The organism is Rheinheimera tilapiae (assembly GCF_042432165.1).
Lineage (GTDB): Bacteria > Pseudomonadota > Gammaproteobacteria > Enterobacterales > Alteromonadaceae > Pararheinheimera > Pararheinheimera tilapiae.
Genome location: NZ_JBHLXP010000005.1, coordinates 124435 through 150242 on the forward strand (window position 1 = coordinate 124435; position 25808 = coordinate 150242).

At 53.0% G+C, this 25808-nt stretch carries 19 protein-coding genes and 1 tRNA gene; 8 read left to right on the forward strand and 12 right to left on the reverse strand.

Going from position 1 to position 25808, the window contains the following annotated elements; all coding sequences use genetic code 11:
- The first annotated feature begins 362 nt into the window (after positions 1–362).
- Both wecA and ACFFJP_RS16835 read left to right on the forward strand, forming a co-directional pair.
- Positions 363–1442 (forward strand): UDP-N-acetylglucosamine--undecaprenyl-phosphate N-acetylglucosaminephosphotransferase, encoded by a 1080-nt coding sequence (wecA, locus tag ACFFJP_RS16830; RefSeq protein ID WP_377246843.1) that lies wholly within the window; start codon positions 363–365, stop codon positions 1440–1442.
- On the forward strand, positions 1423–2721 hold the full coding sequence (locus ACFFJP_RS16835) for a flippase (protein ID WP_377246846.1): 1299 nt from the start codon (positions 1423–1425) through the stop codon (positions 2719–2721). The genes wecA and ACFFJP_RS16835 overlap by 20 nt, the downstream gene beginning before the upstream one ends.
- A 76-nt stretch (positions 2722–2797) precedes the next feature.
- Here the strand turns inward: ACFFJP_RS16835 and ACFFJP_RS16840 are convergent, their stop codons facing one another.
- Together ACFFJP_RS16840 and ACFFJP_RS16845 are read right to left on the reverse strand one after the other, a co-directional pair.
- Positions 2798–3622, reverse strand: coding sequence for an undecaprenyl-diphosphate phosphatase (locus tag ACFFJP_RS16840; protein ID WP_377246849.1), 825 nt, complete (start codon positions 3620–3622; stop codon positions 2798–2800).
- 91 nt (positions 3623–3713) lie between these two features.
- Complete coding sequence (locus ACFFJP_RS16845; RefSeq protein ID WP_377246852.1) at positions 3714–4958, reverse strand: M24 family metallopeptidase; 1245 nt, start codon at positions 4956–4958, stop codon at positions 3714–3716.
- Positions 4959–5065: 107 nt separating this feature from the next.
- On the opposite strand from ACFFJP_RS16845, the gene ACFFJP_RS16850 reads away from it, so the two are divergent.
- On the forward strand, positions 5066–5989 hold the full coding sequence (locus tag ACFFJP_RS16850) for a LysR substrate-binding domain-containing protein (RefSeq protein ID WP_377246855.1): 924 nt from the start codon (positions 5066–5068) through the stop codon (positions 5987–5989).
- Here the strand turns inward: ACFFJP_RS16850 and recD are convergent.
- The 7 genes from recD to ACFFJP_RS16885 all read right to left on the reverse strand — a co-directional run bounded on the left by recD (position 5975) and on the right by ACFFJP_RS16885 (position 19431).
- Positions 5975–7930, reverse strand: a complete 1956-nt coding sequence (recD, locus tag ACFFJP_RS16855) for an exodeoxyribonuclease V subunit alpha (protein WP_377246858.1) — start codon at positions 7928–7930, stop codon at positions 5975–5977. The two genes, ACFFJP_RS16850 and recD, sit on opposite strands and share 15 nt — an antisense overlap.
- On the reverse strand, positions 7930–11742 hold the full coding sequence (recB, locus tag ACFFJP_RS16860; RefSeq protein ID WP_377246861.1) for an exodeoxyribonuclease V subunit beta: 3813 nt from the start codon (positions 11740–11742) through the stop codon (positions 7930–7932). Before recB ends, recD begins: the two co-directional genes overlap by 1 nt.
- Positions 11743–15270, reverse strand: coding sequence for an exodeoxyribonuclease V subunit gamma (gene recC / locus ACFFJP_RS16865; protein WP_377246864.1), 3528 nt, complete (start codon positions 15268–15270; stop codon positions 11743–11745).
- A 26-nt stretch (positions 15271–15296) separates the two neighbouring features.
- Positions 15297–17189, reverse strand: a complete 1893-nt coding sequence (locus ACFFJP_RS16870; RefSeq protein ID WP_377246867.1) for a diguanylate cyclase — start codon at positions 17187–17189, stop codon at positions 15297–15299.
- Positions 17190–17206: 17 nt separating this feature from the next.
- Entirely contained in the window at positions 17207–18226 is a 1020-nt protein-coding gene (gene galE / locus ACFFJP_RS16875) for a UDP-glucose 4-epimerase GalE (RefSeq protein WP_377246870.1), read from the reverse strand.
- Positions 18227–18235: 9 nt separating this feature from the next.
- Positions 18236–18535 carry a YciI family protein gene (locus ACFFJP_RS16880; RefSeq protein WP_377246873.1) on the reverse strand — a complete coding sequence of 100 codons (300 nt, stop codon included), beginning with the start codon at positions 18533–18535 and terminating at the stop codon, positions 18236–18238.
- Positions 18536–18720: 185 nt separating this feature from the next.
- The gene (locus tag ACFFJP_RS16885; protein WP_377246876.1) at positions 18721–19431 is read right to left on the reverse strand and encodes a DUF3581 family protein; all 711 of its coding nucleotides are present in this window, start codon (positions 19429–19431) and stop codon (positions 18721–18723) included.
- A gap of 204 nt (positions 19432–19635) precedes the next feature.
- On the opposite strand from ACFFJP_RS16885, the gene ACFFJP_RS16890 reads away from it, so the two are divergent.
- Both ACFFJP_RS16890 and ACFFJP_RS16895 read left to right on the forward strand, forming a co-directional pair.
- Positions 19636–20067, forward strand: a complete 432-nt coding sequence (locus ACFFJP_RS16890; RefSeq protein WP_377246879.1) for a SulA-like leucine-rich domain-containing protein — start codon at positions 19636–19638, stop codon at positions 20065–20067.
- Between the two features lie 74 nt (positions 20068–20141).
- Positions 20142–20696, forward strand: coding sequence for a YchJ family protein (locus tag ACFFJP_RS16895; RefSeq protein WP_377246882.1), 555 nt, complete (start codon positions 20142–20144; stop codon positions 20694–20696).
- 74 nt (positions 20697–20770) lie between these two features.
- Here the strand turns inward: ACFFJP_RS16895 and ACFFJP_RS16900 are convergent, their stop codons facing one another.
- Positions 20771–21244, reverse strand: coding sequence for a VC2046/SO_2500 family protein (locus ACFFJP_RS16900; protein ID WP_377246885.1), 474 nt, complete (start codon positions 21242–21244; stop codon positions 20771–20773).
- Positions 21245–21354: 110 nt separating this feature from the next.
- On the opposite strand from ACFFJP_RS16900, the gene ACFFJP_RS16905 reads away from it, so the two are divergent.
- Both ACFFJP_RS16905 and ACFFJP_RS16910 read left to right on the forward strand, forming a co-directional pair.
- Positions 21355–21439 (forward strand) — tRNA-Tyr (locus ACFFJP_RS16905).
- A 185-nt stretch (positions 21440–21624) separates the two neighbouring features.
- Complete coding sequence (locus ACFFJP_RS16910) at positions 21625–23235, forward strand: response regulator (RefSeq protein ID WP_377246888.1); 1611 nt, start codon at positions 21625–21627, stop codon at positions 23233–23235.
- Position 23236: 1 nt separating this feature from the next.
- On the opposite strand, the gene deoC is transcribed toward ACFFJP_RS16910, so the two are convergent.
- Positions 23237–23980 (reverse strand): deoxyribose-phosphate aldolase, encoded by a 744-nt coding sequence (gene deoC, locus ACFFJP_RS16915; protein WP_377246891.1) that lies wholly within the window; start codon positions 23978–23980, stop codon positions 23237–23239.
- Between the two features lie 146 nt (positions 23981–24126).
- Positions 24127–24846: a M48 family metallopeptidase gene (locus ACFFJP_RS16920; RefSeq protein WP_377246894.1), complete on the reverse strand. Its 720-nt coding sequence runs from the start codon at positions 24844–24846 to the stop codon at positions 24127–24129.
- A gap of 146 nt (positions 24847–24992) precedes the next feature.
- On the opposite strand from ACFFJP_RS16920, the gene xthA reads away from it, so the two are divergent.
- Positions 24993–25805, forward strand: coding sequence for an exodeoxyribonuclease III (xthA, locus tag ACFFJP_RS16925; RefSeq protein WP_377246897.1), 813 nt, complete (start codon positions 24993–24995; stop codon positions 25803–25805).
- Positions 25806–25808: the final 3 nt, after the last annotated feature.

Genomic DNA, 25808 nt, shown 5'->3' on the forward strand with positions numbered 1-25808 from the left:
GTGCCTGATAGTAAGCGTGAAGTTGTTCACCTATAATCGGCCGATAACAGAACTAGGGACTGTTGATGCTTGGTGGTTAAGTTTTGTTCGAGTTGGCGGCGTTTTGGGCGCGAAACGAGGCGCGTGGCATAGTTATTCTATGCGAGCAACGAGTGACAAAGCCCAAAGCGCCGCCAAACGAACCCGGAGGGCAGCGTTTGGCAGCTCTTTCTGCTGCGTTAGTGCTCGTTTGTGTTGAATAACACACTGGGTACCACGTACGGCGCTCGCACTGCCTTGCAGAAATAGCTGCCAAACTGCTGCAAAAACAAACACCAAACATCAACAGCCCCTAGAACAACACGACCCAAGCGGAATCTTCTATGCGTGAACATATGGTGTTATTTATCACCACATTTGTGTTAACCCTGCTCGCAATTTTTATCCTGATCCCAGTAGCAAATCGTATTGGGCTGGTCGACAAACCGCATGGCCGTAAACAACATGTCGGCGCTATACCGCTGATTGGTGGCATTTCGGTATTTACCGGTGTTGCGATCACCCTGAGTGTGTTCGGCCTGCCCGGCGATACGCATTGGTATTACCTGCTGTGCGGCGGCACTATTGTGATCCTCGGCGTTTTTGACGACTTCCTTGATTTAAGTGTAAAAATCCGTTTAGTGGCGCAGGTCATGATCGCGCTGGTGATGATGTACGGTCTGCAACTGTATGTCGGTAATCTCGGTGATTTGTTTGGGCTTGGCGCTGTTGGCCTCGGCTATGTTGGCATTCCTTTTACCGTGATTGCGGTGATTGCCGCAATTAACGCCTTTAACATGATCGACGGTATCGATGGGCTGGCGGGGATGCTGAGCGGAGTCAGCTTTGTTTCGCTGACATTGATGATGGGTATTGGCGGCCAGCTTGAACACGCCGTGTTGCCGATGGTGCTGGTATTTGCACTGATCCCCTATCTGATGTTTAACCTCGATTTAGTTGGTAAAGGCAAAGGCAAAATCTTTATGGGCGACGCCGGCAGCATGCTAATTGGCCTGTCGGTGATTTGGCTGCTGATTGTTGGTAGTCAGAGCGACAGTGCCAGTTTCCGTCCGGTCACCGCGCTGTGGGTCATCGCCGTACCGCTGATGGATATGGTGGCGATTATGATCCGCCGGATCCGCAAAGGGCAATCGCCGTTTATTGCTGACCGGGAACATTTGCACCATATTTTCTTGCGTTTAGGTCTTAATTCACGTCAGGCGCTGGTGGTGATCACCAGTCTGGCCGCGATGTTGGCTACTATCGGTGTGGTTGGTGAATACCTGATGGTGCCAGATCTGATTATGTTGTTGTTATTTTTGCTGATCTTCGCGTTGTATTCGATGTCGCTGCAATACATTTGGCGGATCACCCGTTTTGTGAAACGTTATAAAGCCAAACAACGTGCTAAAAAAAATTCGTAAAGTGTTAGCAGCACGCTCAGTTGTGCTGTTGATTGAACGCTTCTTTCGCCTAGGTGCTGGCGCTGTGGTCACTTTTATGGTGGCGCGGATGCTGGGCGACTCTGCGCTCGGCACCTATGGGCTGGTGATGGTCTGGGCTGCTTTCCTGGCGCCGCTGACCAACCTCGGTATGAACAATCTGGTGCAAAAAATGGCCAGTACCCAAAGCGACCCAGTCAAAGCGTTGCAATTTCTGCAAACAGCCGTGTGGCTACGTTTATTTGCCGGATTGATTTTTGGTCTGCTGATGATCGCCGGCTTTATGCTGTTTTATCCGCATTATTTCGCCGCGGGCCCGATAGAAATATCGGTGCTTTTTATCCTGCAAAGCTTTTTTTCGCTGATTTTATTTGAGTATCAGCAAAATTATCTTGGTCATTTTCGCGCAGTGGCGCTGGCAAAAATTGCCGTATCACTGCTGACCTTGGTAGTGAGGATTGTCGGTTTATATCATGGCGCCGGCATCAGCTTTTTATTGCTGATTGTTGGTATCGAGTTTTTGCTGACCGGCGCGGTGCAATATTACTGGTACCGTCGGTATACCCCGCCTGAAGCGCGTTTTCACTGGCAGTTTTTTGATTGGCCAGCCGGTAAAGCGATGCTACAACGCGCATCCTGGTTATGGGTGTCTGGCATCGTGTCAGTAGTGTATCTGAAAATTGATACGGTCATGATTGAAAGCATGTTGGGCGTTGCAGCGACAGGTCAGTACACTGCAGTGGCACGGATTTCAGAGCTGTGGTACGTGATCCCGGTGACATTAGCTGCTCGTTATTACCCGGATTTATTAAAGGCCTTTGAGCAAAGCTGGCCACAGTATCTGCTGATCTTGCGCCGGCGTGGTCTGCAGTTTTTTTCGCTGGCGCTGCTGATCTCTGTCGGCATGACGGCCAGTGCTTATTGGATCATGTTGTTTGCCTATGGCGAGAAATTCACCGGTTCGACCACAGTGCTGCAAATTCATGTCTGGGCGGGTTGTTTTGTTTTTGTCCGTGCGCTGATTAGCCAGCATTTAATTATCACCGGCAATGAACCGCTGAGCCTGCTCAGCCATGGTGTTGGCGCAGTATTAAACGTGGGCCTGAACTTTCTGCTGATCCCGCGTATGGGCATTGAAGGCGCCGCCTGGGCGACCTTAATCTCTTATGCTTACGCGTCATTTTTCTTTATCTTCTTCTCAAAGAAAACCCGCGCACATTTCTTTGAAATGCTGAAAACTAAAGCTGCCGCCGCACCATAAACCGGCTGCAAGTGTAGACAGCAAAAAGCCGCCAGAAATGGCGGCTTTTTCATCAGGTTGAACAGGTCACGACAGGTTATGCCGGCAATTCCCAGTTGACCCAGCCCTGCTGCCAGCTCAATAAAATCAGTCCACCAAACGCAATGCGATACCAGGCAAAGATCTCATAACTGTGATTCGCCACAAAACGTACCAAAGTACGGACAGCCAATAGCGCACTGATAAACGCCGTGACAAAACCAACTGCAAACATTGGTGCATCGGCCATTTGTAACATGTCACGGTGTTTATAGATATCGTAAAAAGTCGCGGCAAACATGGTGGGAACTGCGAGAAAAAACGAAAACTCGGCGGCAACTTTACGATCAAGGCCAATAAATAAACCACCAATAATGGTCGCGCCGGAACGTGAAGTGCCCGGGATCATCGACACCACCTGCGCACAACCGACTTTAAATGCATCCAACAGACTCATGTCGTCGACATCATGCACCCGCGCCTGATGAATGCGCCGCTCAGCCCACAGAATAATCAGGCCACCGACAATCAACATCACCGCGACTGACACCGGATTAAACAGATAATATTTAATCGTTTTAATAAACAACAAACCGATAATGGCGGCCGGTAAAAACGCCACCAACAGGTTTAATACAAAGCGTTGCGCTTTCGGGTCGTGGGTGATACCACAAGCAACACCAATAAAGCGCTGACGATATTCAAACACGATAGCCAGGATAGCGCCAAGCTGAATGGCAATCTCAAACACCCGGCCATCGTTATGAAAACCAATCAAATCGCCGACCACAATTAAATGGCCGGTGCTCGACACCGGCAGGAATTCGGTCAGACCTTCAACAATACCTAAGATAAAGGCCTGAATTAACAACCACCAATCCATGATCACTCCAAAAACAGCAGATAATGGCGGTTATTATCCGGACTTTTTCCTGCCCGTCCAATCACTTTGCGCTTTTTCTCTGGCGATTATCCTAATCCTGCTGCCAGCCAAATGGATCTTCGATGCTTAGCGCCGGCTCAGTAAACCAGCGTGGCCCGCTGGAGGTCATGTAGAAATGGTCTTCCAGCCGTACGCCAAATTCACCGGGGATACAAATCATCGGCTCGTTGGAAAAACACATGCCCTCGGCGAGCGGTGTCGCATTGCCACGCACCAGATATGGCCATTCATGGATATCCAGACCAATGCCATGGCCGGTGCGGTGCGGCAATCCAGGTAAACGATAATCCGGGCCCAGACCGGCGGCAGTTAACACCGCACGGGCGGCATCGTCGACAGCACCACAAGGAGTACCCGGCTTTGCTGCAGCAAATGCGGCAGCCTGCGCTTGTTTTTCTAATTGCCAGATCGCACGTTGGCGCGCGGTCGGTGCGCCAAACACATAACTGCGGGTAATGTCAGAGACATAATCCAGCAAGCGGCAGCCGGTATCGATCAGCACCATATCGCCATCCTGCAGTTGTTGTGGATCTTTGACGCCATGCGGATAAGCAGTCGCTTCGCCAAACAATACAATACAAAAATAGGAGCCGGTCGCGCCGACGCGCCGATGCGCTTCATCAATAAAAGCTTCGACCTCCAGCGTGCTGATACCCGGCCGCAGAATTTGCGCCACCGCCTGATGCACTACCAGCGTCATATCCATCGCCCGCTGCATAATGGCGAGTTCTGCCGCAGATTTTTGCCGCCGGCAGGCTGCCGTGATCAACGAACCATTAATAAACCGCTGCGCCGGCGCCAGTTGCTGCAAAGCATCGACAATAAAAAACGCCGTGCTTTCATCAAGCCCCACCCGCGCATCCGCCGGTACGCCGAGATTGTTAAGCGTATCAAGCAACAGCTGATATGGGCTTTCATCTTCTTCCCAGCCAACCACCTCGGCTTTGATTTGTTGATACTCACCGAGCGTGCCAATTTCAAACACCGGTGCGATGTATTTCAATACACCGTCAGCGGTCAGCACGGCGCCGACCAGCCGCTCACTGGCGTACCAGCGCGTGCCGGTAAAATACAGCAGACTGCTGCCGGCATTTAGGTAAATCGCCGCCACATCCTGCTGGCGCATCAGCGCGCAAGCTTTATCAATGCGCGCCTGATACTCAGTGACCGCGATTGGTGCGACACCGGCACGCATGTCCGACAACGACGCCAGCACAGTGGCCTGGTCGGCTCCGCCAATACGACGAACAGATATAGGGTGAACAGATGGCGACATACAAAATACTCCGCAGTGAATCAATGTAAGTTCTTTGCAGTATGCTCTGCTTGCAACATGAATTTAAATGATATGATTTCACCACATCATGTATTGGATTCATATCTATGCAGCCACTGCCGCCACTCAAAGCCTTGCAGGCGTTTGAAGCCACTGCCCGTTTACACAGCTTCAGCGCCGCTGGCGAGGAATTGTTTGTCAGCCAAAGTGCCATCTCACACCAGATCCGTCTGCTGGAACAACAGCTCGGCTGTTGCCTGATCAACCGCAAACAACAGCCGCTGCAGCTGACTGAACAAGGTGCAACGTTGTTTTCAGTGTTGCAGGAGAGTTTTTTCCGCATGCGCTCAGTGTGTCAGCATCTGGTGCAACAACCAGGACGACGGCTGGCGATCGCAGCCCAGACTTCGATAGCAGTGGAATTTCTGGCACCGCGGCTCAACGCATTTCGCCATGCTCACCCGCAGGTCGACACGCTATTACATATGGAATCCAATGCGGCCAGCCTTGATGTCAGTCAGTTTGATCTGATCCTCGGCACCTGGCCCTGCCCGTCCGGTTTTGCCACTGTGGCGCTAAGGCCCGAATGGTGGTTTCCGGTCTGCAGTCCGGCGCAGTACGCCAAACTGGATTTAACCGATCCGGCCTCGGTGTTTGGCGCGCTGCTGTATAGCTCAGAGCAAGGTCAGGACTGGCAATTGTGGCGCCAGCAGATGCAGTTAAATGCGCCGGCACAGCTGCAATTGCGCCAGGTCAGTCTGGCGTTATTGGCGACCAAAGCAGTCAGTAGCGGTGAAGGCATTGCGCTCAGCAACAGCTTTATTGCCGGTGATGCGGTGCGTGCCGGCACGCTCAAAGCATTGCTGCCGTGGCGCTATCAGTTGCCCTGGGGCCAGTATCAGCTGCATTACCGGCCAGGCGGCCAGCAACAGCAGCAGATCAATCAGTTTGTACAGTGGTTTTGCGCCGACATGCAGCAGAGCGACCTATTGGCAACGGCAGATCATCAAATTGTGCTAAACCAACCGTAAACCGCCTTGACGGACGATGCAGCGCGCGACCGCTTGATTAAACACAGTCCAATCGGTTAACAACAGACTAAACTCTGTGCGCGCCCGGGTGATCGCGGTATAAATCAGCTCCCTAGTTAATACCGGGCTATCGCTGGGCGGTAATAACAACACAGCATGGTTAAACTCTGAACCTTGTGATTTGTGAACCGTCAGGGCAAACGCGGTTTCCAGATTGGGTAAACGTCCTGGCAGGAACCAACGCACGCTGCTGTGATTCTTGTTGTCAGGCTGCAAAAACGCCACGCGCAGTTGTGGCTGCCCTTCCTGCTCTACCGCCAGGCAAATGCCAATATCACCATTCATCAACCCGGTACTGTAATCATTCTGCAGCACAATCACAGGCCGGCCATGGTACCAGCCGCTGTTTTTACCAATCAGCCGTAGCTGCGCCAACCGCTGTTCCAGCGCCAGATTAACGGTCTCAACGCCAGCCGGGCCCTGACGAAGCGCACACAGTAACTGCACCTGTGCAAACTGCCGATGTAACGCTTGCGCTTGTGCTTCCATCGTTGCAGTGGTCACGGGCTGCTGCAGCATCTGTAGATACGGCGCCAGCAATGTCACTATCCGCGCACTAACCTGCTGCGCCAGTTGATCCTGTGACAGCAACACTGCGTGCAAATCGGCGGGACCTGTGCCACAGGATTCGAGCAGCGAACCAGCCTTGCTATCCCCCAAATTGACCGCACGCGCCAACCGACCAATACCGCTGTGTTCGTTAAATCTGTGGCTTTTACGCAGCATCACCACATGTTGATCCAAAGCATCCGGCTGCGGGCTTAAAAATGCAGCCGGCAGCGGCTGTCCGGTCAGTTGTGCCAGCCAGTCTGCAGTGTGCTGACTATAACCACCGGCTTCCGCATGACGGCAAATCTCAGCCAGCACAGCGCCGGCTTCAACGGACGCCAGCTGGTCTTTGTCACCCAGTAAAATCAGCCGGCATTGGGGCGGCAAGGCGCGGACCAGTGCAGCAAATAAACTAACATCCAGCATCGACGCTTCGTCGACGATCACCACATCCACCGGTAACAACTGCCCGGCGTGGTAGCGAAATCCACTGCCGTCAGGCTTTGGAGCCAGTAACCGATGCACTGTTTGCGCCCGCGCTGGTAACTGCGGCAACAAATCAGCCAATTGCGGTAACATTTGCGCCAGCTGCAAACGCGACTGCGACAGCGACTCGGTCAGCCGCGCCGCGGCTTTACCCGTCGGCGCCGCCAGCACAATATGCAAACCGCTCGCTGACTGGCGCAGCAGCAATAACAATAGTTTCAGCACTGTGGTGGTTTTACCGGTACCAGGACCACCGGTGATCACAGCAAAATAACTACTGGCGGCCAGCGCACAGGCTTGCTGTTGCCAGTTAACTTCAGCACCTTCGGCCGGAAATAACAAACCCAGTAACTGTCTGAGGGCTTGCGGTTGTAGCTGCTGGCGCAGTTGTAAATCAGCCTGGCGACGGCCGTCGATAAAATCGGCAATGCTCTGCTCATCGGCGGCATAACGGCGCAAATACAGACGGTTGGCGCGCAGGACAAATGGCTGACTGGCCTGGCGAAGATCTGTACTGACCAGTGCCGGATAAGCCAGTAGCTCACTGGCTGCCTGCATTGGCGGATGCTGCCGACAAAAATCCTTCAGCTTGGCGGCATGCGAACTTTGCCGCAGAGCAACCGGTAATAGCTGTAGTGGCGCTTTGGCTGCTACAGCAAAATCGAGGCAAAGATGGCCTTGCGCTAACTGCGCGCTGGCCAGCATCAAATACAACAGTAATGGCTCAGGTACTGCTTCGGCCTGCGGTATTGCCCGCAATAAAGCAATATCCAGTGGACGTAACAATTTCGCTTGCTGCCATTCGCTCAGCTGGTCTTCAAATTCTCTGGAAAAGCGTAATAACATCAATGCGCTCCTGCTGATGAAATGGCGCCGGCCGACTGACTCAGCAAGAGACGCGCCGGGCCCGCATCGCCGCGAAACAGCTGGTCGAGCGCCAGAATAAATGCCGATGGCAATGACACGGCCAAAATCCCCTGCTGCGCCGGCTCGCTCTGACTGGCCGCACTGTGACTGACATCGGCAGCAGAGCCGCGTAAAAACCAGTACAGCGCCGGCCCGATATGCCGCTCTGTCTGATAACCAGGCAAACGGGCTGTCAAGAGTCGGTGCAGCGCCAGTCCATATAAAGCCGCCTGCAGATCGTAGCGGGCGTCCAGCATCATTTGCTGCAGATTTTCCGGCGTGTAACGGCCATCCTCGCGATAATTACTTTTAAAATCCGCAACATAATATCGCTCGCCATCAAACAGCGTCAGATCGATAAACCCTTTAAGCATGCCATTGAGCTGACGGGACTGCAGTTCAGCCCGTGCTGCGCCTGGCCAGATTTGCTCAGTCACCAGTTGATCGAGCAACTGAATATCGACGCGGGCAGCCGGAATTAAGAACTCGAGTTCAGCGATACAGGCGGGTAACTGCACCAGGTTGGCTTGCTGCAACACCGGCAATGGCAATTGCATCAGTTGCAGCAACCAATCCACAAGTTCAACCACTGCGCTGGCGGCATCGTCGCAAAACTTGGGCTGTTCTTTGTCACTGTTCAGCATCAGTCGCTGCCAGCGCCCATCACGATGCTGTTTTAATAACCCAGCCTGTGTCGCCGATTGTACCAACTGTGCCTCTAGCAAAGCGCGGTCTGCAACAACAGCCGCAAACCCTGTCGCAGCCGCCCATTCGAGCTGATTATGTAAAAAAGTACCGGGACCTGCGCCGCGGATAAAACGTTGGGCAAAACCCGGCGTGTCCGGCGGCAAAGATTCCATCGGGAGCTGTGGGTTATGTTGCAATAGTTCCTGCACTTTGGCGTTGCCGGACCGGCTCTGGTCAGCAAAAACACCCTGTTCCTGATAGTGACTCCCGGCGGCAATCGCACTGTAACTGCTGATTTGCCAAGACGGCCTTGGGCTGATGCCCTGCAACAAAAAGCCGCTATGGCTTTGAGGTTCGCCGTTTTGCCATTGATAACGTGCTGGCGCTGGCAAGTCGGCGGGTGCCAAACCAAAACATGGCGCTGCGGTCAACGGCTCTGTGAGCCACTGTACCTGTGGCGCCAGCGTACCATCTGCTGCCAGCAGGTACGCCAGTGCGCTGTGTTCCTTTAATGGCGCCAGTGTAACAACACAGCCGTGCCGGGCCCGTGTCAGCGCCACATACAGTTTGCGCAGGTCTTCACCGAGGCGTTCCCGTTCAGCCCGCTCAAAACTCTGTTCGTTAAATTGTTGTGCCAGTAACCGTGTGCCGTCGTCCTGATGCCAGACATAAGGCAGTTGCTTCGCATCCAGTTCTCGCGCCGCCAGTAAAAATGGCAGAAACACCAGAGGATATTCCAGCCCTTTGGATTTATGGATGGTGACGATTTTCAGCAAGGCGTCGTCAGACTCCAGCCGTAATTTCAGTGCATCGGCACCAAGCTCACCGTCGCCCTGCAGGTGATGCTGCAAGTAACGTAATAACGCCGCTTCGCCATCAAGCTGACGCGCGGCTTCTTGCAGTAATTCAGCCAGATGTAACAAGTCCGTCAGTTGGCGCTCCGCGTCAGGAGCAGTTGCCAGCTTTTGTACCAGCGAAAAATCCTGCAACAATCGGTGCACCAGCGCCAACACGCCCTGACTGCGCCAGATTTGTTGATAATCGACAAAACGCAGCTGCATGTTCTCCAGCGCCCAGTCGTCCTGCTGTAATGCCAGCAGATCGGTGTAGCTCCAGCTCATTGCCGGTGTAGCCAGCGCAGCCCGCAGTTTGCCTGCATGGCGCGGATCAGCACAGCTACTGAGCCATAACAACAATTGTGCCGCCAGCGGGCTGTCAAACACTGAGCCCTTGTCGGACAGATACACCGCGCGCACGCCCAGTTGGGCCAGCTCAGCACGTATCACATCGGCTTCCTGCTGATTGTTAACCAACACGGCGATATCGGCGGGCCGCAGCGGCTGTAAGTCAGCTTCCTGCAAAAAACCACAGCGGCCCTGCTGCGCAGCGTTCAGCAAGGTCACTATCTGCTGCGCACTATGGCGGGCACTTTGCGCCAGGTAAGCGGATTTACTCAGAGGTTTAGCGCTTTGGTCAAGCGCGACCCACTGCAACGCCGGTAAAGGTGCGCCATCCAGCACCAGCTGCTCAGGCCGGCCTTTGGCTGCCACCGGGCTAAATGACAGCAAGTCACCTTGTTGGCGAAACAAAAAAGCACCGAGCCCGCTGTCACGCTGCTCTGCCTGCAGAAACAGCTGATTGACCGCATCAACCATCGCGGTGGTGGACCGAAAGTTAGTCCCGAGCGAAAAATGCCGGCCTTGCGTCTGCTGTTTCGCCGTCAGGTAGGTGTAGATATCGGCGCCCCGAAAGCCATAGATCGCCTGCTTCGGATCACCAATCAGCAACAAACCACAATCTGATGGCGGCTGCTCTGGCTGATAAATACGGCTGAAAATACGCCATTGCAGCGGATCGGTGTCCTGAAATTCATCGATCAGCGCCAATGGAAACTGACTGCGTAGCATCGCCGAGAGCTGCGCGCCAGATCCGCCATGTAACGCCTGATCAAGCTGAACCAGTAAATCGTCAAAACCCAATTCGGCGCGTTGTTGTTTCAGTTGGTCAAACTGTTGCTGAACATGGCTAAGGGCGTGTAGACGTAAGTCAAAACTGGCATCCGGTAGGTCTGCCAGTGCTTGCGGCAGCGCGGCCATCGCTTCAAGCGCCGGATGCGAGGGCGCCGGCCCCTTCCAGGCGTCCGCCAGGCCGTCCGGTGTCAGCCGCTCGATACCCTTACCAATATCTGGGGTCAACTGCGCCGGGTCGTCACGCCAGGCGGCAATACCAGCGAGCCATTTAGCAACATAATCCGGCCTCAGCTTGGTATTGTAGGTTTGGCCGGCGGCCCGGCCGGCCTCGATTAGCCTTGCCAGTTCGTCCAACCACTGCTGCCATGGCGCTTTTAATGCAGCCAGTTTGGTGCGACGGGCCTCGATTTCTTGTTCGAGCAAAGTCGCCAGCGAATGTGGTGGCGGTGCAAAACTCTCCTGCCATAACGGCAACAACGCCTGCCACAACTGGCGGGGTGTGTCGAAACTTTGCTGGTATCGGACAAATAGCGGCAACTCGAGCGGATAAACTTCAGAGCGCCAGTAATCCATCACCACCTGCTGCTGCAGTTCCGCCAGATCGGTCACCAACGTCTGTTCAAACTGGCTGCCACAGGCAAAGGCGTGTTCGCTCAGCATCCGGTTGGCAAAACCATGGATAGTCGAGATAGCCGCTTCATCCATCCACTGCGCTGCCAGCTCTAACTGAGCCGCGCAAATGCCATATTGCTGTTTTGGGAAGGCATCCAGCAGCGCACGCAACACCGGATCGACCTGCTGAGGTGCGGTCTGCTGAAGATCTGCGTCCGGCTGATTGGCTTTATCGTGTTCTGATGCAAACACCAGCGCCGCTTCGCTCAGTCGTTGTTGAATACGCCCCCGCAGCTCTGCAGTGGCCGCTTCGGTGAAGGTTACCACCAGGATCTGGTCAGGCCGCAGTGGCACAGCGAGACCATGCCCCAGCACCAGACGCAGATATAACGCTGCAATGGTATAAGTTTTACCGGTGCCGGCACTGGCTTCAATCAACGAAGTACCGTGCAGGGGTAAGGTCATAAAATTCAGCGGCTGCATTTAGTTCGCTCCGGAATCAATAGATACTGCAGTTTGTTGCAATACCTCTAACAAAGGCCCGAGCAACTGTGTGGCCAGCAGTGGTGACAGCTCAGGCTGCCAGAAGGCGTCAAAACTGGCGAAAGCGCGGCGTAAGTAAGCGTTCTGGCCGAGCAATCCGGCACTGAATGCGCTCCCTTCGTATAGCAACTGCAGCTTTTGCAATTGTTTGTCGTCAACTTTGCTTTGTAATAGAACCGACGCCAGTGTTAAAGCAAACGGTAATGGCTGCTGTTGGCCTTGCAGATAGGCCCGTAACAACTGCTGCAGGATCAGCTGTGCATGCCCGACCGGCAGTGCCGGCAGGCAAAGATCACCATCCGGCGCAACGATAAACTGGCGGACCGGTTGACCGGCAGCCGCCGACAGTACTGCGGCCAGCCAGGGTTGCAATAGCGGCCGGCATTGCCACAGGCCATCACGTTGTAACGCTTCAGCTTGCAGATGTACTTGCCAAAGCACGCCATCTTTGTCCTGGCGTAGCTGCTTCAACCAGTCTTGTACCGGGCAGGCCAGCTGCGCGTCGTCGAGTTCCAGTACACCGGCAAAATAGACCTGTTGGAAGTCGCGGGGTAATGACTGACTTCGCGACAACACAGCAGCAAAACGCTGCAATTGTGCCGGCATTTGCTGCAATAACTCGTGCTTGATCAATTCACCCGCGGCACCGACCGGTAGCAAACCAGCTGCGACCGCTCGTTGCATTTGTTGCTCCAGTAGCTGCACTGAGCGGGATTGTCCCAGCGCCGGCTCAAGCCGGATACGCTGACTCAGCGCGCTATAGAGCTGCTGTTGCAATTGCCAGTGACTGAGACCGTCCAGTGCAAAGGCTTCGTCGTCCTGATGTGGCGCAGTCTGGGCATGGAAATAGACCTGCAAACGCTGCTGGAAAAAACAACGCACCGGGTCGCGTAAAAAATCGGCCAGTTGAGTCAGGTCCAACGGCTGGTCCGGCGCTTGCAAAGGCAAGACTTCCTGCGCTTGCGCTGCCGTCGCCGGCTGATAAAAACTGCGCCATTCCCGCTGCCAGGTTTGCAGCTCGCCAGATAGATAACGCTGACTATATGGCTTTAGCGGAAAATCTTCGGTCAGCAGGCCCAATAAATCATCGCCCGCTTCGGGAGCCAGCTGCCAGCCTTGCGCCAGATGTTGGCGCAATTGCGCCACCAGCACACTGGGCTCACGTTCGCTGTTGTCATGCACGCTGCGGCCAAGCCAGCTGATCCGCAGGCGCTGGCGGGCGGATAACACCGCTTCAAGGAACAAATAGCGGTCATCATCACGCCTGGAACGATCGCCAGGCCGATATTGCGCGGCCATCAAATCAAAATCCTGCCGCCGTTGGACGCGGGGGAAAGCGCCATCCTGCATACCGAGTAAATGCACCTGACGAAACGGGATCGCGCGCATCGGCAACAATGAAGCAAAATTGACCGCGCCGGACAAGAAACGCTGCTGCAGGCTGTTCCGTTCAAACTGCCCCAACCAAGCGTCTGCGACTAGTGGCAAAGCCAGCGTTGACTCCAGCCGGGCCTGCTTACAAGATTGTTGCCATTGCCCCAGCTCGTCGCGTAGTTGTTGCACTAACAGCAGGCTTTGTTCAGTTTCGGCGCGGAAAAAATCTTCGAGAAGTTGCAATAATTGCTGATACCAGTCCTTTGCCGTCTGCGCAGTGGCGCATTGCCGCCACCAATGATCCAGCTGCTGCAGCAGCAAGGCCAGCTGGCCGGCGCAATCGGCTTCCAAGCCCTGAACAGCACCAAGCGGTGCACCATTACTGTCCACAGTGTCAGAGCCGGTCGACTCAGCCTGATCGATGCCAACGTCATCGCCGAGTGCGTAGCCCAATAACATCCGTTGTAACGCATGAAATAAGCTGAACTGCTGATAGTCGTAACGAATGCCAATACTTTGCCGCTGCTCGCTGTGCAGCCCCCAGTGCGCACCCGCCTGCATCAGCCACTGACTGAGCTTGCTGATCCCCGCCGCATCGAGGTCAAACTTTGCCGCAAGTTCAGGCACTTGCAGTAAATCGATGATATCACTGACATAAAACCGCTGTTGGCGGATATTTAGCAAATACTGCAGTGCCTGCAACATCGGTTGCTGCACCGTGGCGGCCTGGTCGGCGATGGTAAAAGGGATACAGCGGTCATCATCGCGCCGGTAGCGGCCAAACACTGCGTGAATGGCGGCGGCATATTCGTTGATATCGGGGACCATGACCATAATGTCACTAAACTGCAACGTCGGATCCAGACTGAGCTGAGCCAGTAAATCGTCATGCAGCACTTCCAGTTCCCGCACTATGCTGTGGCAGCGGGCAAAGCACAGCGACTGTGCCTGCGTCCGATGAAGCTGCGGCCAATGTTGCCGGCTATGCGGCAGATCCCGCAGCTCCAGAATGTCCTGCTGTAACTGGCCAAGCAGATGGCTGCAATCATAGTCACTGAATAAGTCGATACGCTCGCCACGAAACAGCTGGCGGAACTGCTGCGTCTGATCAAACTGATCGAGCAGGCGAATGTAATCGCGGCCTTGTTTACCCCAGGCAGCTAATAGCGGGTGTCCGCTGGCATCCGGTTTTGGTTGCTGGCGGCTGTGCGCAGTCTGACCAGGCATCGAACGAAACAGATCTTTATCAGCAATAATGTCGGCCCAATAGTGCTGACAAGGGTTATGCACTGCTAGCAGGATCTGGGTATAGGGCGCAATGGCGGCCAGCGCCTCAAGGCTTTGTTGTGACATACTGCTGATACCAAATAACATGACCCGGCGCGGTAGCTGTGCCGGTCTGTTGGTTTGGTTAAATGTGGCAGCCGCACGGATACATTCCTGTTGCAATACAGCACGGCTGAAGCGGCGCTCTTCCAGTTCCATATCCGCCAGGATCGCGCGCCACAATGCCGCCTGCCAGCGATTGTCGTCAGACAGTGGCTGACGCTGGCCATGCGCATCTAACAGCACATCGTCTCCCTGTTGCCATAACAGCAGCCAATCAGCACGATATACCTGATATTGGTCAAATAGATCAGCCAGTTTCAGTGCGAGCTGGTCGACTTTACGCTGTTCACTGTCGTCAGCTAAATAATGTGCCAATGTTGAGAATTCAGCGTGTTGCAACAGTTCCGGCAATAACCGTAACAGCCGCCAGTGCAGCTGGTCTTTGTCAAAAGCACATTGTTCCGGGATTGCGAGGTCGGGTAGCAGCCAACGGTACAACTGCCAGACAAACCGGTGTGGCATCGCCAGCCGTAAACCACAGGCAATACCAAGGCCGCCGTTGCCATCCGCAGCAGGTTCTGCTGCCAGCGCCAGTTTCAGCCACTGCGCGATGCCGTTGCTTTGCACCAGAATAGTTTCAGCTTCAAACACATCCAGCGGGTATGCTGCCATCCATGCGGTACAAAGCGCGCGCAGTTGCTCGGGTAAATTGGCGTGTACCACCATAAAACCGGCGGTCAGGGCAGAAGATTTCTGTGTTAACACGGCTACATCCTTGCAGAATCAATAAATCAGGTGCTGACGACCTGGTTGCGGCCATTATCTTTGGCCCGGTATAGGGCGCTGTCGGCTCTGGAGATCACTTCACGTACCTGCTCATGGCGACCTGCCTGAGTCAGGCCAATACTGACAGTGACCTGATAGCCCGGAAAACGGGGAAATTTTAACGCGGCGACGGCCAAACGTAACCGCTCAGCCATCTCCAGTGCCTGTGCTTCCACCGTATCGGGCAGCACCAGCAAAAATTCTTCGCCGCCACTACGCCCGATAATATCCTGCTGGCGCAGTGTCGTCTGCAGGGTTCTGGCAACGGCAACCAACACTTCATCACCCGCTTCATGACCGAACTGATCGTTACATAGTTTAAAATGATCAATATCGGTAATCATCAAGCACCATGACTGTTGCAGCGGAGCGGCCTGCTGTTGGACCTGATCACAGCGTGCCAGCACAAAACGCCGGTTGCCCACTTGAGTCAGCTCGTCAGTCATGGCCAATTTATGCAGGCGTTTATTACGCTGGATCTGCGAGATTGCATACAACAATGCAATCAACGCCAACACCACAAATAAGGCAATAGCGATGTACTGCCAGCGCTGCGCAGCTTCCAGCACGGCCAGCTGTTGGCCGGTCAGCCGATTTTCGGCCTGCAACTGGGTGTTTTTCTGTGATTGCAGCTCGGAGTCAAACTGAAAGCGTAATAAGGCTTCGCGTTGTTGTTTAGCCTGTGAATTAAGCTTTTCCTGCAGTTGGCCAGCAACGTCTAACAACCGGTACGCATTTTGGTATTGGCCGGCTTTGGCTTCAGCCCGCGCCCAGGCCTGATTCAACATCAGCAAATAACGAGGATTTTGTTCGGATACCAACACTTGCTCCGCTTCAGCAAATTTGCGCAGACCTTGTTGTAGCTGGCCATATTCGCTGAGAGCTTCTGCCTGGTATAACTGATAAATGGCATGGTTAAACGGACGGAACGCCGGGTCTTTTTGCTTAAGTTTTTTGATCTCGTTGTCAATTTGACCGATGAGCTCAACGGATTCAGCGTATTTTTGTTCCAGATTACTGACCCACAGCAGATCAATCAGGGTTGCCACGGCGTAGTGTGGGTCACCGATATCCAGGTAAATCTGCCGAACCTGCTGCATCAGCGAGCGCGCCTGCGGCGTTTTGCCCATTTCGGCATAAATAAATGCTTTTTGTTGCAGTACAAACGCCTGACGATAGCTGTCATTCGGCGCTATATATTCACGCTCGCTGGTTTCCAGATATTCAATCGCTTGATCATATTCGGCCATGCGGCGAAAGGCGGCAGCGATATTTTCCAGCGACAAACCAATACCTTGACGGTTGTCAGCCTTTTGAAATAACTCAAAAGCTTTAAACAACCGTACCAGAGCTTCTGCGTGTTCACCACGGATCGAATGGGTATCAGCCTGTTGCGACAACACATTGGCCTGGGCCAGTGCATCTTCACTGCTGTTCGCCAGCGCCAAAGCTTGTGTTAAATCTTCCTGTTGGCGGGCGACTTCGCCAAGGTTAAGCAGATGTGCGGCGCGGCACTGATAAAAATAGCTCAGAGTCAGATGATCGCTGCTTAGCGCCGGATCACTGATAAAGCGGCCGGCAAACTGCACGCCGCCGGCCGGATCGGTCAAATAATCAATCTGACAGACTTCGCGCTGCAACCGGCGCAACCGCTTTTCATCGCCCGGGGGCAGTTGCTGTTTCAGTTGCTGTAAAAAATCCCGGGCGGCTTTGGCGTCATAAAACACCCGCTCGCCCTGCTCAAGTTGACGGATCAGTTCATCAAAAGTGACGACATCGGCTTGTGCATGCGGGCTGTAGCAGTTGAGCCACAGTGCGCAACAAAGCTGCATCAACAGATACTGAACAGTCCGCCGCATCAAACCTCCGTCGCCATTTAGACGCTGTGGTAGCCATCCGGATTTTGTTGTTGCCAGCGCCAGGCATCACGCACCATGTCTGCCAGCGAATGCTCTGCCCGCCAGCCTAATAATGCTGCCGCTTTCGTCGGATCCGCATAACACAATGCGACATCGCCTGATCGGCGCGGGCTCAGCTGATAAGGGACAGGAACCTGATTCTCCTGCACAAAAGCTTCGACCATCTGCAGCACACTGTAACCCTGACCGGTGCCGAGATTGACCGCTTCGATACCACTGTGTTGCTGCAGATACTTCAGCGCCTGCAAATGCCCACGGGCCAGATCCATCACATGAATATAATCCCGCACGCCGGTACCGTCGACGGTGTCGTAATCACTGCCAAACACCGATAAGTGTGGCCGTTTCCCTACCGCAACCTGGCTGATAAAAGGCATCAGGTTATTCGGCATGCCATTTGGGTCTTCACCAATCAGGCCACTGGGATGGGCGCCAACCGGATTAAAATAACGCAGCAGCGTGATACGCCAGCTAGGATCCGCCGCCGCCAGATCTTGCAGGATATACTCGACCATTAGCTTACTTTGGCCATAAGGATTGGTGGCAGATCGCGGTGAGGCTTCCGTAATAGGCACCTCTGCAGCCGCACCGTATACCGTAGCAGAGGAACTGAATACCAGTTGTTTCACGCCGGCATCGGCCATTACGCGACACAACGTCACAGTTCCAGCGACATTAAAGTCATAATATTTCAGCGGTAGCTGAGTAGATTCACCGACCGCTTTTAAGCCGGCGAAATGCACAACGGCACTGATTGGATATTCGGCAAATACCTGGCGTAAAGCCGCTTCGTCGCGGATGTCCGCATTGATGAGCGGAACTGCTTTACCGGTGATTTGTGCGACGCGCAACAAAGATTCGGCTGATGAGTTGCACAGATTATCCAGCGCGATCACATCAAAGCCAGCCTGCTGCAATACAATCGCGGTATGACTGCCGATATATCCGGCGCCGCCAGTTAATAAAATCAGTGACATACAATGTCCTTATGGCAGTACTTTCTTAAAAGGTTTGACGGTGCTGCGAGCGTATACGCCATGAAGAATAAACGGATCTGCGGCTGCCCAGTCCTGTGCCTCGGTGAGTGACATAAATTCAGCCACGACCAGAGAACCGCTGAAACCGGCAGGACCGGGATCTGCACTGTCGATTGCAGGCGTGGGGCCAGCCAGTAATAAACGTCCGGCTTCGGCTAATTGTTGTAACCGCGCCAGATGCGCCGGCCGATGTTCCAGCCGTAAGCTCAGGCTGTTAGCAATATCTTCAGAATAAATCATGTAGTACATGTCAGACTCACTTGCTGAAAAAGAAGGCGGGATTTGCTTGCGAAGATAACAGATAGCCAGTTGATTTTCCAACAACTTGCGCCGCGCTGCAGTAGCCAAAACCGGACAAGCCTACAGCGTCTGTAATGCAAAAACGCCCTGACGGGCGTTTTTTTAAAATGGTCATTGCAGCACGACAAAATCGGTCAGGCCGCTTGTCCCAGTGTTTGCTTGCGTTGGTTGTAAAAATCGACCATGCCCTGCATTTGCTCGTCGTCATACGGCACCAAGCTGCCAAGCACCAGCCGTTTTTCGCCAACGCCAATCACTTCGTCGCCGTCACAGAGTTCAAACGTCAATACCACCTGCGCGCGTTTGCCTTCCTGCTCTAAAGTGGACGTTGCCAAACGTAATGTCGGGCATTCAGTACCAAACCGGGTGAAGTTCAACGTCATGCTCTGGTAGATCACCAGCGGGCGTTGTGGATTAATCATCACGCCATGCTGCTGCATCAGTGGTTGTAAAATATGCGGAAAATTCTGTCCAGAAAAACGCACATAATCTCGAACCAGCTTTTCGATGAACTGGCAGTGTTGTTGCCTTTCACCGGACTGAGTCAATGACAAATAGACCTTTCCGTTCTGATCCTGGATTTGAACTTCATCGCCGAGTTCCACGCAGTGTAACTGCACATCGGCACTTACCATGCCTTCAAAGCGACAACTCAGCTGCGCTGCCAGACCAAAACGACTCAACAGGAAGGCGAACAACAAATCGCCTGGTACGCAGAACCTTTTACTGTCGGCGTCGTGGATAGGATTAAAATCTTCGGCAATTTCTTTAGCAAACCGACTGGCCTGAGTGGCGCTAAACGCAAACTGCTCACCCTGGCGACTAACAAAAGCATCCAGAAACATCTGACACTCGCTGAATCAAAAACAAGTCGGCCAGTCTAGCTGATTTCTGCGTTGCCGATGGTATAACCAGTCTGGATTAACAGCCAGATACTGTAGAGATCACAAAATACACTGTATATTTTATCAGTGCATGCTTGCTTTTCGTGCGATTGCTGATTACTGTATAGACATACACTGTACATAACATCAGCATTCGGAGTTCAAATGCGTCAGCTAGCCTTAACTACTTCAGTCAGCCGTTTGCCTCAATCAGCTTTGAACCGCCAGCAGGCAGGCTACTTTAGAGAAATTGCCGAAGATAACATCGCCAGTATCTGTCAAACCCTGGCTGCGTTGACCACATCTGGTGATGTCCAACAAGGCTGGATCCTGGTATTGGCGCCACAACATCACTTAAGTAAGCAACTACTGGAACAATGCCAGATCGATTGCCAGCGCCTGTTAGTGATTGGGCAGAAACAAGTACATCGTTATGACAACTTGATGCGCGATGCCCTGACCTGTTCAACCTGTAGTGCGGTTCTGAGTTTTCTGCCGGTGGATTGTGCTGAATTGGCTGACTATCAGTATCTGGCTAACAAGTACCAGACTCAGCTGATTAATCATTACAGCATTCAAACTTGCACATCGCATTAAAATACGAGGTTCAACGGACCACTATTTCGGTGCTGGCGGCCTTTCGTTACAATAGCGATTTTTCGGGATGAATTATGCCTTGTTATTGCGGACGGCCAGAAGAGTACCAACAATGCTGTGGTCCATTGCACCAAAGCATGCAACAGGCCACCACGCCAGAACAGCTGATGCGATCACGTTTTAGTGCTTATTTTTTAAAATTAGTCCCCTACATCGCCAATACCTATCATCACAGCCAACAATCAGACCTTGCTACGTTGGAAATCAGCGCCTTTGCTGAAACAGCCAGGTTTCTGTCGCTGCAGGTTGTCGCCACAGCAGGCCCGGAAGGATTTAATGGAGTACCGACAAAACAGGTCTTCTCAGCAGACAGCGCAAATATAGCGACCGGATACGTGCATTTTATCGCCCGGTTTTTAATTAAAGATCAGTTACATCAACTGGAAGAACAATCGCGTTTTGTCCAGGAGCAACAAGTATGGAGCTATCTGGATGGTGTGCTGCTACCGCATGCTGTGGTTAAAATCGGCCGTAATGACAGCTGCCCGTGCGGCAGTGGTAAAAAATTTAAAGCTTGTCAGTCACATTGGCTAAACGGTCAACTCAGTACCGGGCTTGCGCCGATATAGATCCTGCAGGGACTATTTTCTATCTGTTCGATAGCGCCAATACGAAGCACACCGAAGCGACCCGCCCAGCTTGTTCAAGCCGCCATTGGGTCTGCGTTCAGTTGTTCTAACACGTCGTATAACAGGGTTGTGTCTAGAGTCTGGATTGGGGCATCGCTGTGTTGCAAATGCCGTTGGCTGTGCAGCGACAGATTGTCGAGGATTTCGGCGCTGAGCTTTTTCGCGTCATGGCGGATCACCTGCGGCTGTGGCTGTAACAACAAACTAAGTCGTAATGCGGCAAAGCCACCTTGCTGCAATGCATGTCCTTGTTGACACATACGAGCAATGTCAGTGCTAAGCATGGCAGGATCGCGGAGCGCAGAGAGTTGAAGTTGTTGACGTAAGTCAGTCTGTTGTGGGGTTGCATTGCCATCAGGTAAACAGAAACCAGCTTGCTCTTCTGTGGCGGGAGATAACACCGATAACCATAACTGAAAGTCTGCCCGGCAGTGCTGCTGCAAAGCCTGGTTCAGTTCACTACCTAATTGCCATTCGTTAATTAACATAAAAAATCAGCTGGGGACCCGATGAATTGCTGACATTATCGGCAGTCAGCACAGGAACTTGAGATAATTGCTTTACAAGCAAATAAATTTTGATAAGATGCCGGCCACGTGGAGGGGTTCCCGAGTGGCCAAAGGGATCAGACTGTAAATCTGCCGGCACTGCCTTCGAAGGTTCGAATCCTTCCCCCTCCACCATCTTCGCCACATTGCTGGCTACCTCACATGAAATTCCAAATTCCAAACTCATTTAAGTACTGATGGCTGCGAAGTCATTACACATAGACATCGTTACTTTACTGACATCACTGTTGCCAACTTGCGCTCTGCTTAATTGTTTCCCACACTGAAACAATCCGCAGAATGTTGCAAGGACGCATGTCTTGACCGGAGCCACCCCGTCAATCCTGATCGTTGATGACCAGCGGCCATTTCAGTTAATGATGAAAGGGATCCTGCATAGTCTCGGCTATCGAACTATTGATTTTGCCCACCATGGTGAGCTGGCTTTACAGCGTTGCCAGCAACAGCGTTACCAAATCATCTTTATCGACTACAACCTCGGTACCGGCAAGAACGGCCGGCAGTTACTGGAAGATTTAAGGCAATTTGGATTGTTAGATGCTGACAGTATCTGCATGCTGGTTACCGGTGAAAACACCGTCCCTATGGTGATTAGCGCAGTAGAACTCGAGCCTGACGACTATCTGATGAAGCCGTTTTCACAAAATGTTTTACGCAGCCGATTACAACGGATCCAACAAAAAAAGCATTGTTTGTATGGCGTGTACCAAGCGATGATGATGCAGGATTGGCCCACAGTCGAAGTCCAGGCCCGGCATCTGCTAGAACAATATCCCCGCTACGCCCCTTATCTGCGCCGGATCCAGGTGCAAGCGATGTTACATACCGGTAAGTTCGACGCAGCCAAGACAGAGCTGGCGCCCATACTGAGTCAACGCCGGCCGCATTGGGCCTTATTACAACAAGCCCGACTCGAAATGGAATCGGGCCAGCACCAACGCTGCCAAGCCTTGTGTGAAGAAGCGCTGTCGACCAATAAATATCTGGTCGAAGCTTATGACCTGCAGAGTGAAAACCTGATGCGTGGCGGTGATCCCGACCAGGCGCGCCAGTTACTGAAAAAAGCGTTGGAGATCTCACCCTATCAGCTGCAGCGGTTACAGCAATTTTTTCAATTGAGCCTACGAACCGGCCGGCAGAATGATACGTTGCAGGCCGCGCGGCAAATGTACGAATTGACCCGCCGCGCTGGTAGTAATGATCCAAAACAATTGCTGAATTACGTACGTTGTTTACTCAACGCGGTGAGTGCAAGCACTGAAGCCAGCCAAAAAAACCGCCTGCAACAAGAATCATTATTGATCATGCACCGGGCGCGCCGAGATGAGCATTTGCTGCGAAAGATGGACTATGAGTGCTTTGAGCGCCTGTGTATGGCCAGGCTGGATGCCGCCGATGGCCGACATTTACAAGCCAGGCGTAGTTGTCAGGAGCTAGCGCTGCAACTGGGTGAAGAAGATCCGCTTTGCTGCGACCTGGCGATGTTGTGTAATCAGATCGGCGAATTTGAACTGGCCGAACAGCTTGAGCCAGCAGCCAGGCTGGATGCAGATCCCATCGCTCTGAGCCTTTGGTATCAGCAACAGCAGCAGGTCGAACCGCAGCGACTTGCCTTTAGACAATTCAGCCGACAAGGGCTGCGCTGTTATGAAGAAGCCGATTTTGCCGGCGCCGCAAAATACTATGAACAAGCCCTTCTGTGGGCGCCGCACAATAGTTCAACGCAACTCAATCTGTTGCAATCTGTGTTGCAATGCATCAGTCAGGACATGCCAATTGTCAGTGTCACGCCGGCTGAAATTATCCGGCGCATCCAGCTGCAACCGTTGGTTGGTGCCCAGCAAGAACGCCTGCAGATGTTACAGCGTCAATATGGCGATTTAACTGCAAGCGGCAAATTAGCCGGCTAGACTACAGACTTTTTGCTGTCTCTAACTCCGCTAATAACTCGGTCAATAAAGTACTAGCCCCCAAACGCATTCCTGCCGGATTCGCCAGCTGCCCAGTGATATCTTCATACATTTGTAGCAATTCCAGTGCTTGGGGAACGGTCCGAACACCACCTGACGCTTTAAAACCGACCGGACGGCCAGCGCTGGCGATCGCAGTCAGTATGATGCGCGCAGCTTCCAACGTCACGCCTACCGGGACTTTCCCTGTGGATGTTTTAACAAAATCTGCACCGCCTTCAATCGTCAACTCTGTAGCTTTACAAATTTGCTGTGCGGTTCCGAGCGCACCAGATTCGATAATAACTTTAAGACAGACAGTGCCACAGGCTAGACGGACAGCACTGAGGAAGTGTTTCACCGCAGCATAATCGCCGGCTAATAAAGCCTTGTATGGCAGCACAGCATCGATCTCAGTCGCGCCCAGTACAATGGCCTCTTTGATCTGTTGAACGACCTGCTCAACGGGCAGATCGCCACCGGGGAAATTCACCACAGTCGCGACCGGTACCGACATCTGTTGTTGCTGCAAATGTGCCAAAGTCTGGCTAATAAATTGCGGATATACACAAAATGCCGCAGGACTCGCTTCAGGCATTACAACTTGTGTCAGCCACTGCGCCATGTCAGTGTCAGAATCGTTGTCGCTCAGACGGGTTAAATCCAATAGCCGCAGCAGCTGCTGTAAACGTAGAGAACTGGTCATGGTTAAAATTCCTGTTGCCGGTGCATGTGGGCACTCTTGGGCTTATTTTTATTAAGATGATTGAGTAGATTGCAGAACCTGCTGGCGGATTAAAACAGAAAGCCGCAGCGTTGCAAAGACAGTGCGGGCAGACTATGCCACTGCGTTTAGCTGTGGTCTGCGGTCAGTGTTAACTGCATCTGATGATGTTTCAGATAAGCTTTGGCATCGCGCCATGCCGGATAATACTGCGCGACCAGTTGCCAGAAGGCTGGCGAGTGGTTCATTTGTCGCAGATGCGCCAGTTCATGGACCACCACGTAATCCGACACCCAGGCCGGCGCGAGTAGGAGTCGCCAGTTCAGACAAATAGTCCCGTCGCTGTGGCAACTGCCCCAGCGGGTTTGCCAACCTTTGATCATTAAACGCTGATACGACAACCCCATCAGCGCACTCCAGTGCGCCAGCCGCTCAGCGAAATATTGCCTTGCTTCCTGTTGATACCAATCTTCCAGTAATGACAATACTTGCTTCGGTCGATTTGCCGGTTTGATCCGACGCGATAACTGCACCCAAAGCGTCTGACCTTCCAGAGTCACTCCTGTCACAACATCGTCGACCACCCGCAGCCGTATTGGTAAATCGCGCAGTACCAGTTGATCGCCCATTACCGGGTAACCCTGTTGTGGCCGCTGCTGCCGAAGCTGCAGATGCGTGTTGATCCAGTCGGCTTTGCGTTGAATAAACTGATCAATCTGTAACTTATCCAGATACAGTGGCGATAATACAATCAGACCTTGGGGCCCAACCTGCAACGCCAGTGTGCGACGCCGGCTGGAGCGTTTCAGCTGATAAGAAATAGTACTGAACTGACAGACTTCGTTCACTGCCTGCTCCGGTTAGATAAAAAAGCCGCCGCAGCATACCGAAAGCGTCGCCGTCGCTGCAAGGGGGCTTTAGACAGCCCCGCTTTTCCGATGTTATGATGCAGACCTGACATCATCGCAGCGTATATATGGACACGGCATTCAATATGAAAATCATTTCATTTAATATCAATGGGCTACGTGCACGGCCACATCAACTGCAAACACTGGTCGCCGCACATCAACCCGACTTTATCGGGCTGCAGGAAATCAAAGTACACGATGACGAGTTTCCACTGGAAGACGTCAAAACTCTCGGATACCACATCTATCATTTTGGTCAGAAAGGTCATTATGGTGTCGCTATTCTGAGTAAGATGCCGGCCGATCAGATGTTATATGGCTTTCCCGGTGATGCAGAAGATGCACAGCGGCGCATGCTGATTGGTCACTGGACGCTGGCCGATGGTAAGCGGTTCACCTTACTCAATGGCTATTTTCCACAAGGCGAGAGTCGCGACCATCCCGTGAAGTTTCCGGCTAAACAACGCTTTTATGCCGATTTGCTGCAATATCTGCAAACTTATCACCAACCGGGTGATTATGTTGCCGTGATTGGCGATATCAACATTTCACCATTGGATCTTGATATCGGCATTGGCGAGCCGAACCGAAAACGCTGGTTAAAAGATGGGAAATGTTCGTTCCTGCCGGAAGAGCGCGACATGCTACAAACCATCAAAGACTGGGGCCTCATTGACACTTTCCGCCAGCTACACCCGGAACGTACTGAGCGCTATAGCTGGTTTGATTATCGTTCCAAAGGCTTTGACGACAACCGTGGTCTGCGGATTGATGTCGTTATGGCCACAGCGCCACTCGCAGCGCTGTGTCAGGCCTCCGATGTCGATTATGACATCCGGGCGATGGAGCGCCCGTCCGATCACGCGCCTGTCTGGGCAGAGTTTGACCTGACATAAGCT

Bases quoted from the DNA above. Each gene is read 5' to 3' on its own strand.
- xthA (WP_377246897.1), top strand. From the start codon at position 24,993: ATGAAAATCATTTCATTTAATATCAATGGGCTACGTGCACGGCCACAT.
- ACFFJP_RS16895 (WP_377246882.1), top strand. From the start codon at position 20,142: ATGCCTTGTTATTGCGGACGGCCAGAAGAGTACCAACAATGCTGTGGT.
- wecA (WP_377246843.1), top strand. From the start codon at position 363: ATGCGTGAACATATGGTGTTATTTATCACCACATTTGTGTTAACCCTG.
- ACFFJP_RS16845 (WP_377246852.1), bottom strand. From the start codon at position 4,958: ATGTCGCCATCTGTTCACCCTATATCTGTTCGTCGTATTGGCGGAGCC.
- ACFFJP_RS16885 (WP_377246876.1), bottom strand. From the start codon at position 19,431: ATGTTTCTGGATGCTTTTGTTAGTCGCCAGGGTGAGCAGTTTGCGTTT.
- ACFFJP_RS16850 (WP_377246855.1), top strand. From the start codon at position 5,066: ATGCAGCCACTGCCGCCACTCAAAGCCTTGCAGGCGTTTGAAGCCACT.
- ACFFJP_RS16900 (WP_377246885.1), bottom strand. From the start codon at position 21,244: ATGTTAATTAACGAATGGCAATTAGGTAGTGAACTGAACCAGGCTTTG.
- ACFFJP_RS16890 (WP_377246879.1), top strand. From the start codon at position 19,636: ATGCGTCAGCTAGCCTTAACTACTTCAGTCAGCCGTTTGCCTCAATCA.
- deoC (WP_377246891.1), bottom strand. From the start codon at position 23,980: ATGACCAGTTCTCTACGTTTACAGCAGCTGCTGCGGCTATTGGATTTA.
- ACFFJP_RS16870 (WP_377246867.1), bottom strand. From the start codon at position 17,189: ATGCGGCGGACTGTTCAGTATCTGTTGATGCAGCTTTGTTGCGCACTG.
- recB (WP_377246861.1), bottom strand. From the start codon at position 11,742: ATGCAGCCGCTGAATTTTATGACCTTACCCCTGCACGGTACTTCGTTG.
- recD (WP_377246858.1), bottom strand. From the start codon at position 7,930: ATGTTATTACGCTTTTCCAGAGAATTTGAAGACCAGCTGAGCGAATGG.
- galE (WP_377246870.1), bottom strand. From the start codon at position 18,226: ATGTCACTGATTTTATTAACTGGCGGCGCCGGATATATCGGCAGTCAT.
- ACFFJP_RS16840 (WP_377246849.1), bottom strand. From the start codon at position 3,622: ATGGATTGGTGGTTGTTAATTCAGGCCTTTATCTTAGGTATTGTTGAA.
- ACFFJP_RS16880 (WP_377246873.1), bottom strand. From the start codon at position 18,535: ATGTACTACATGATTTATTCTGAAGATATTGCTAACAGCCTGAGCTTA.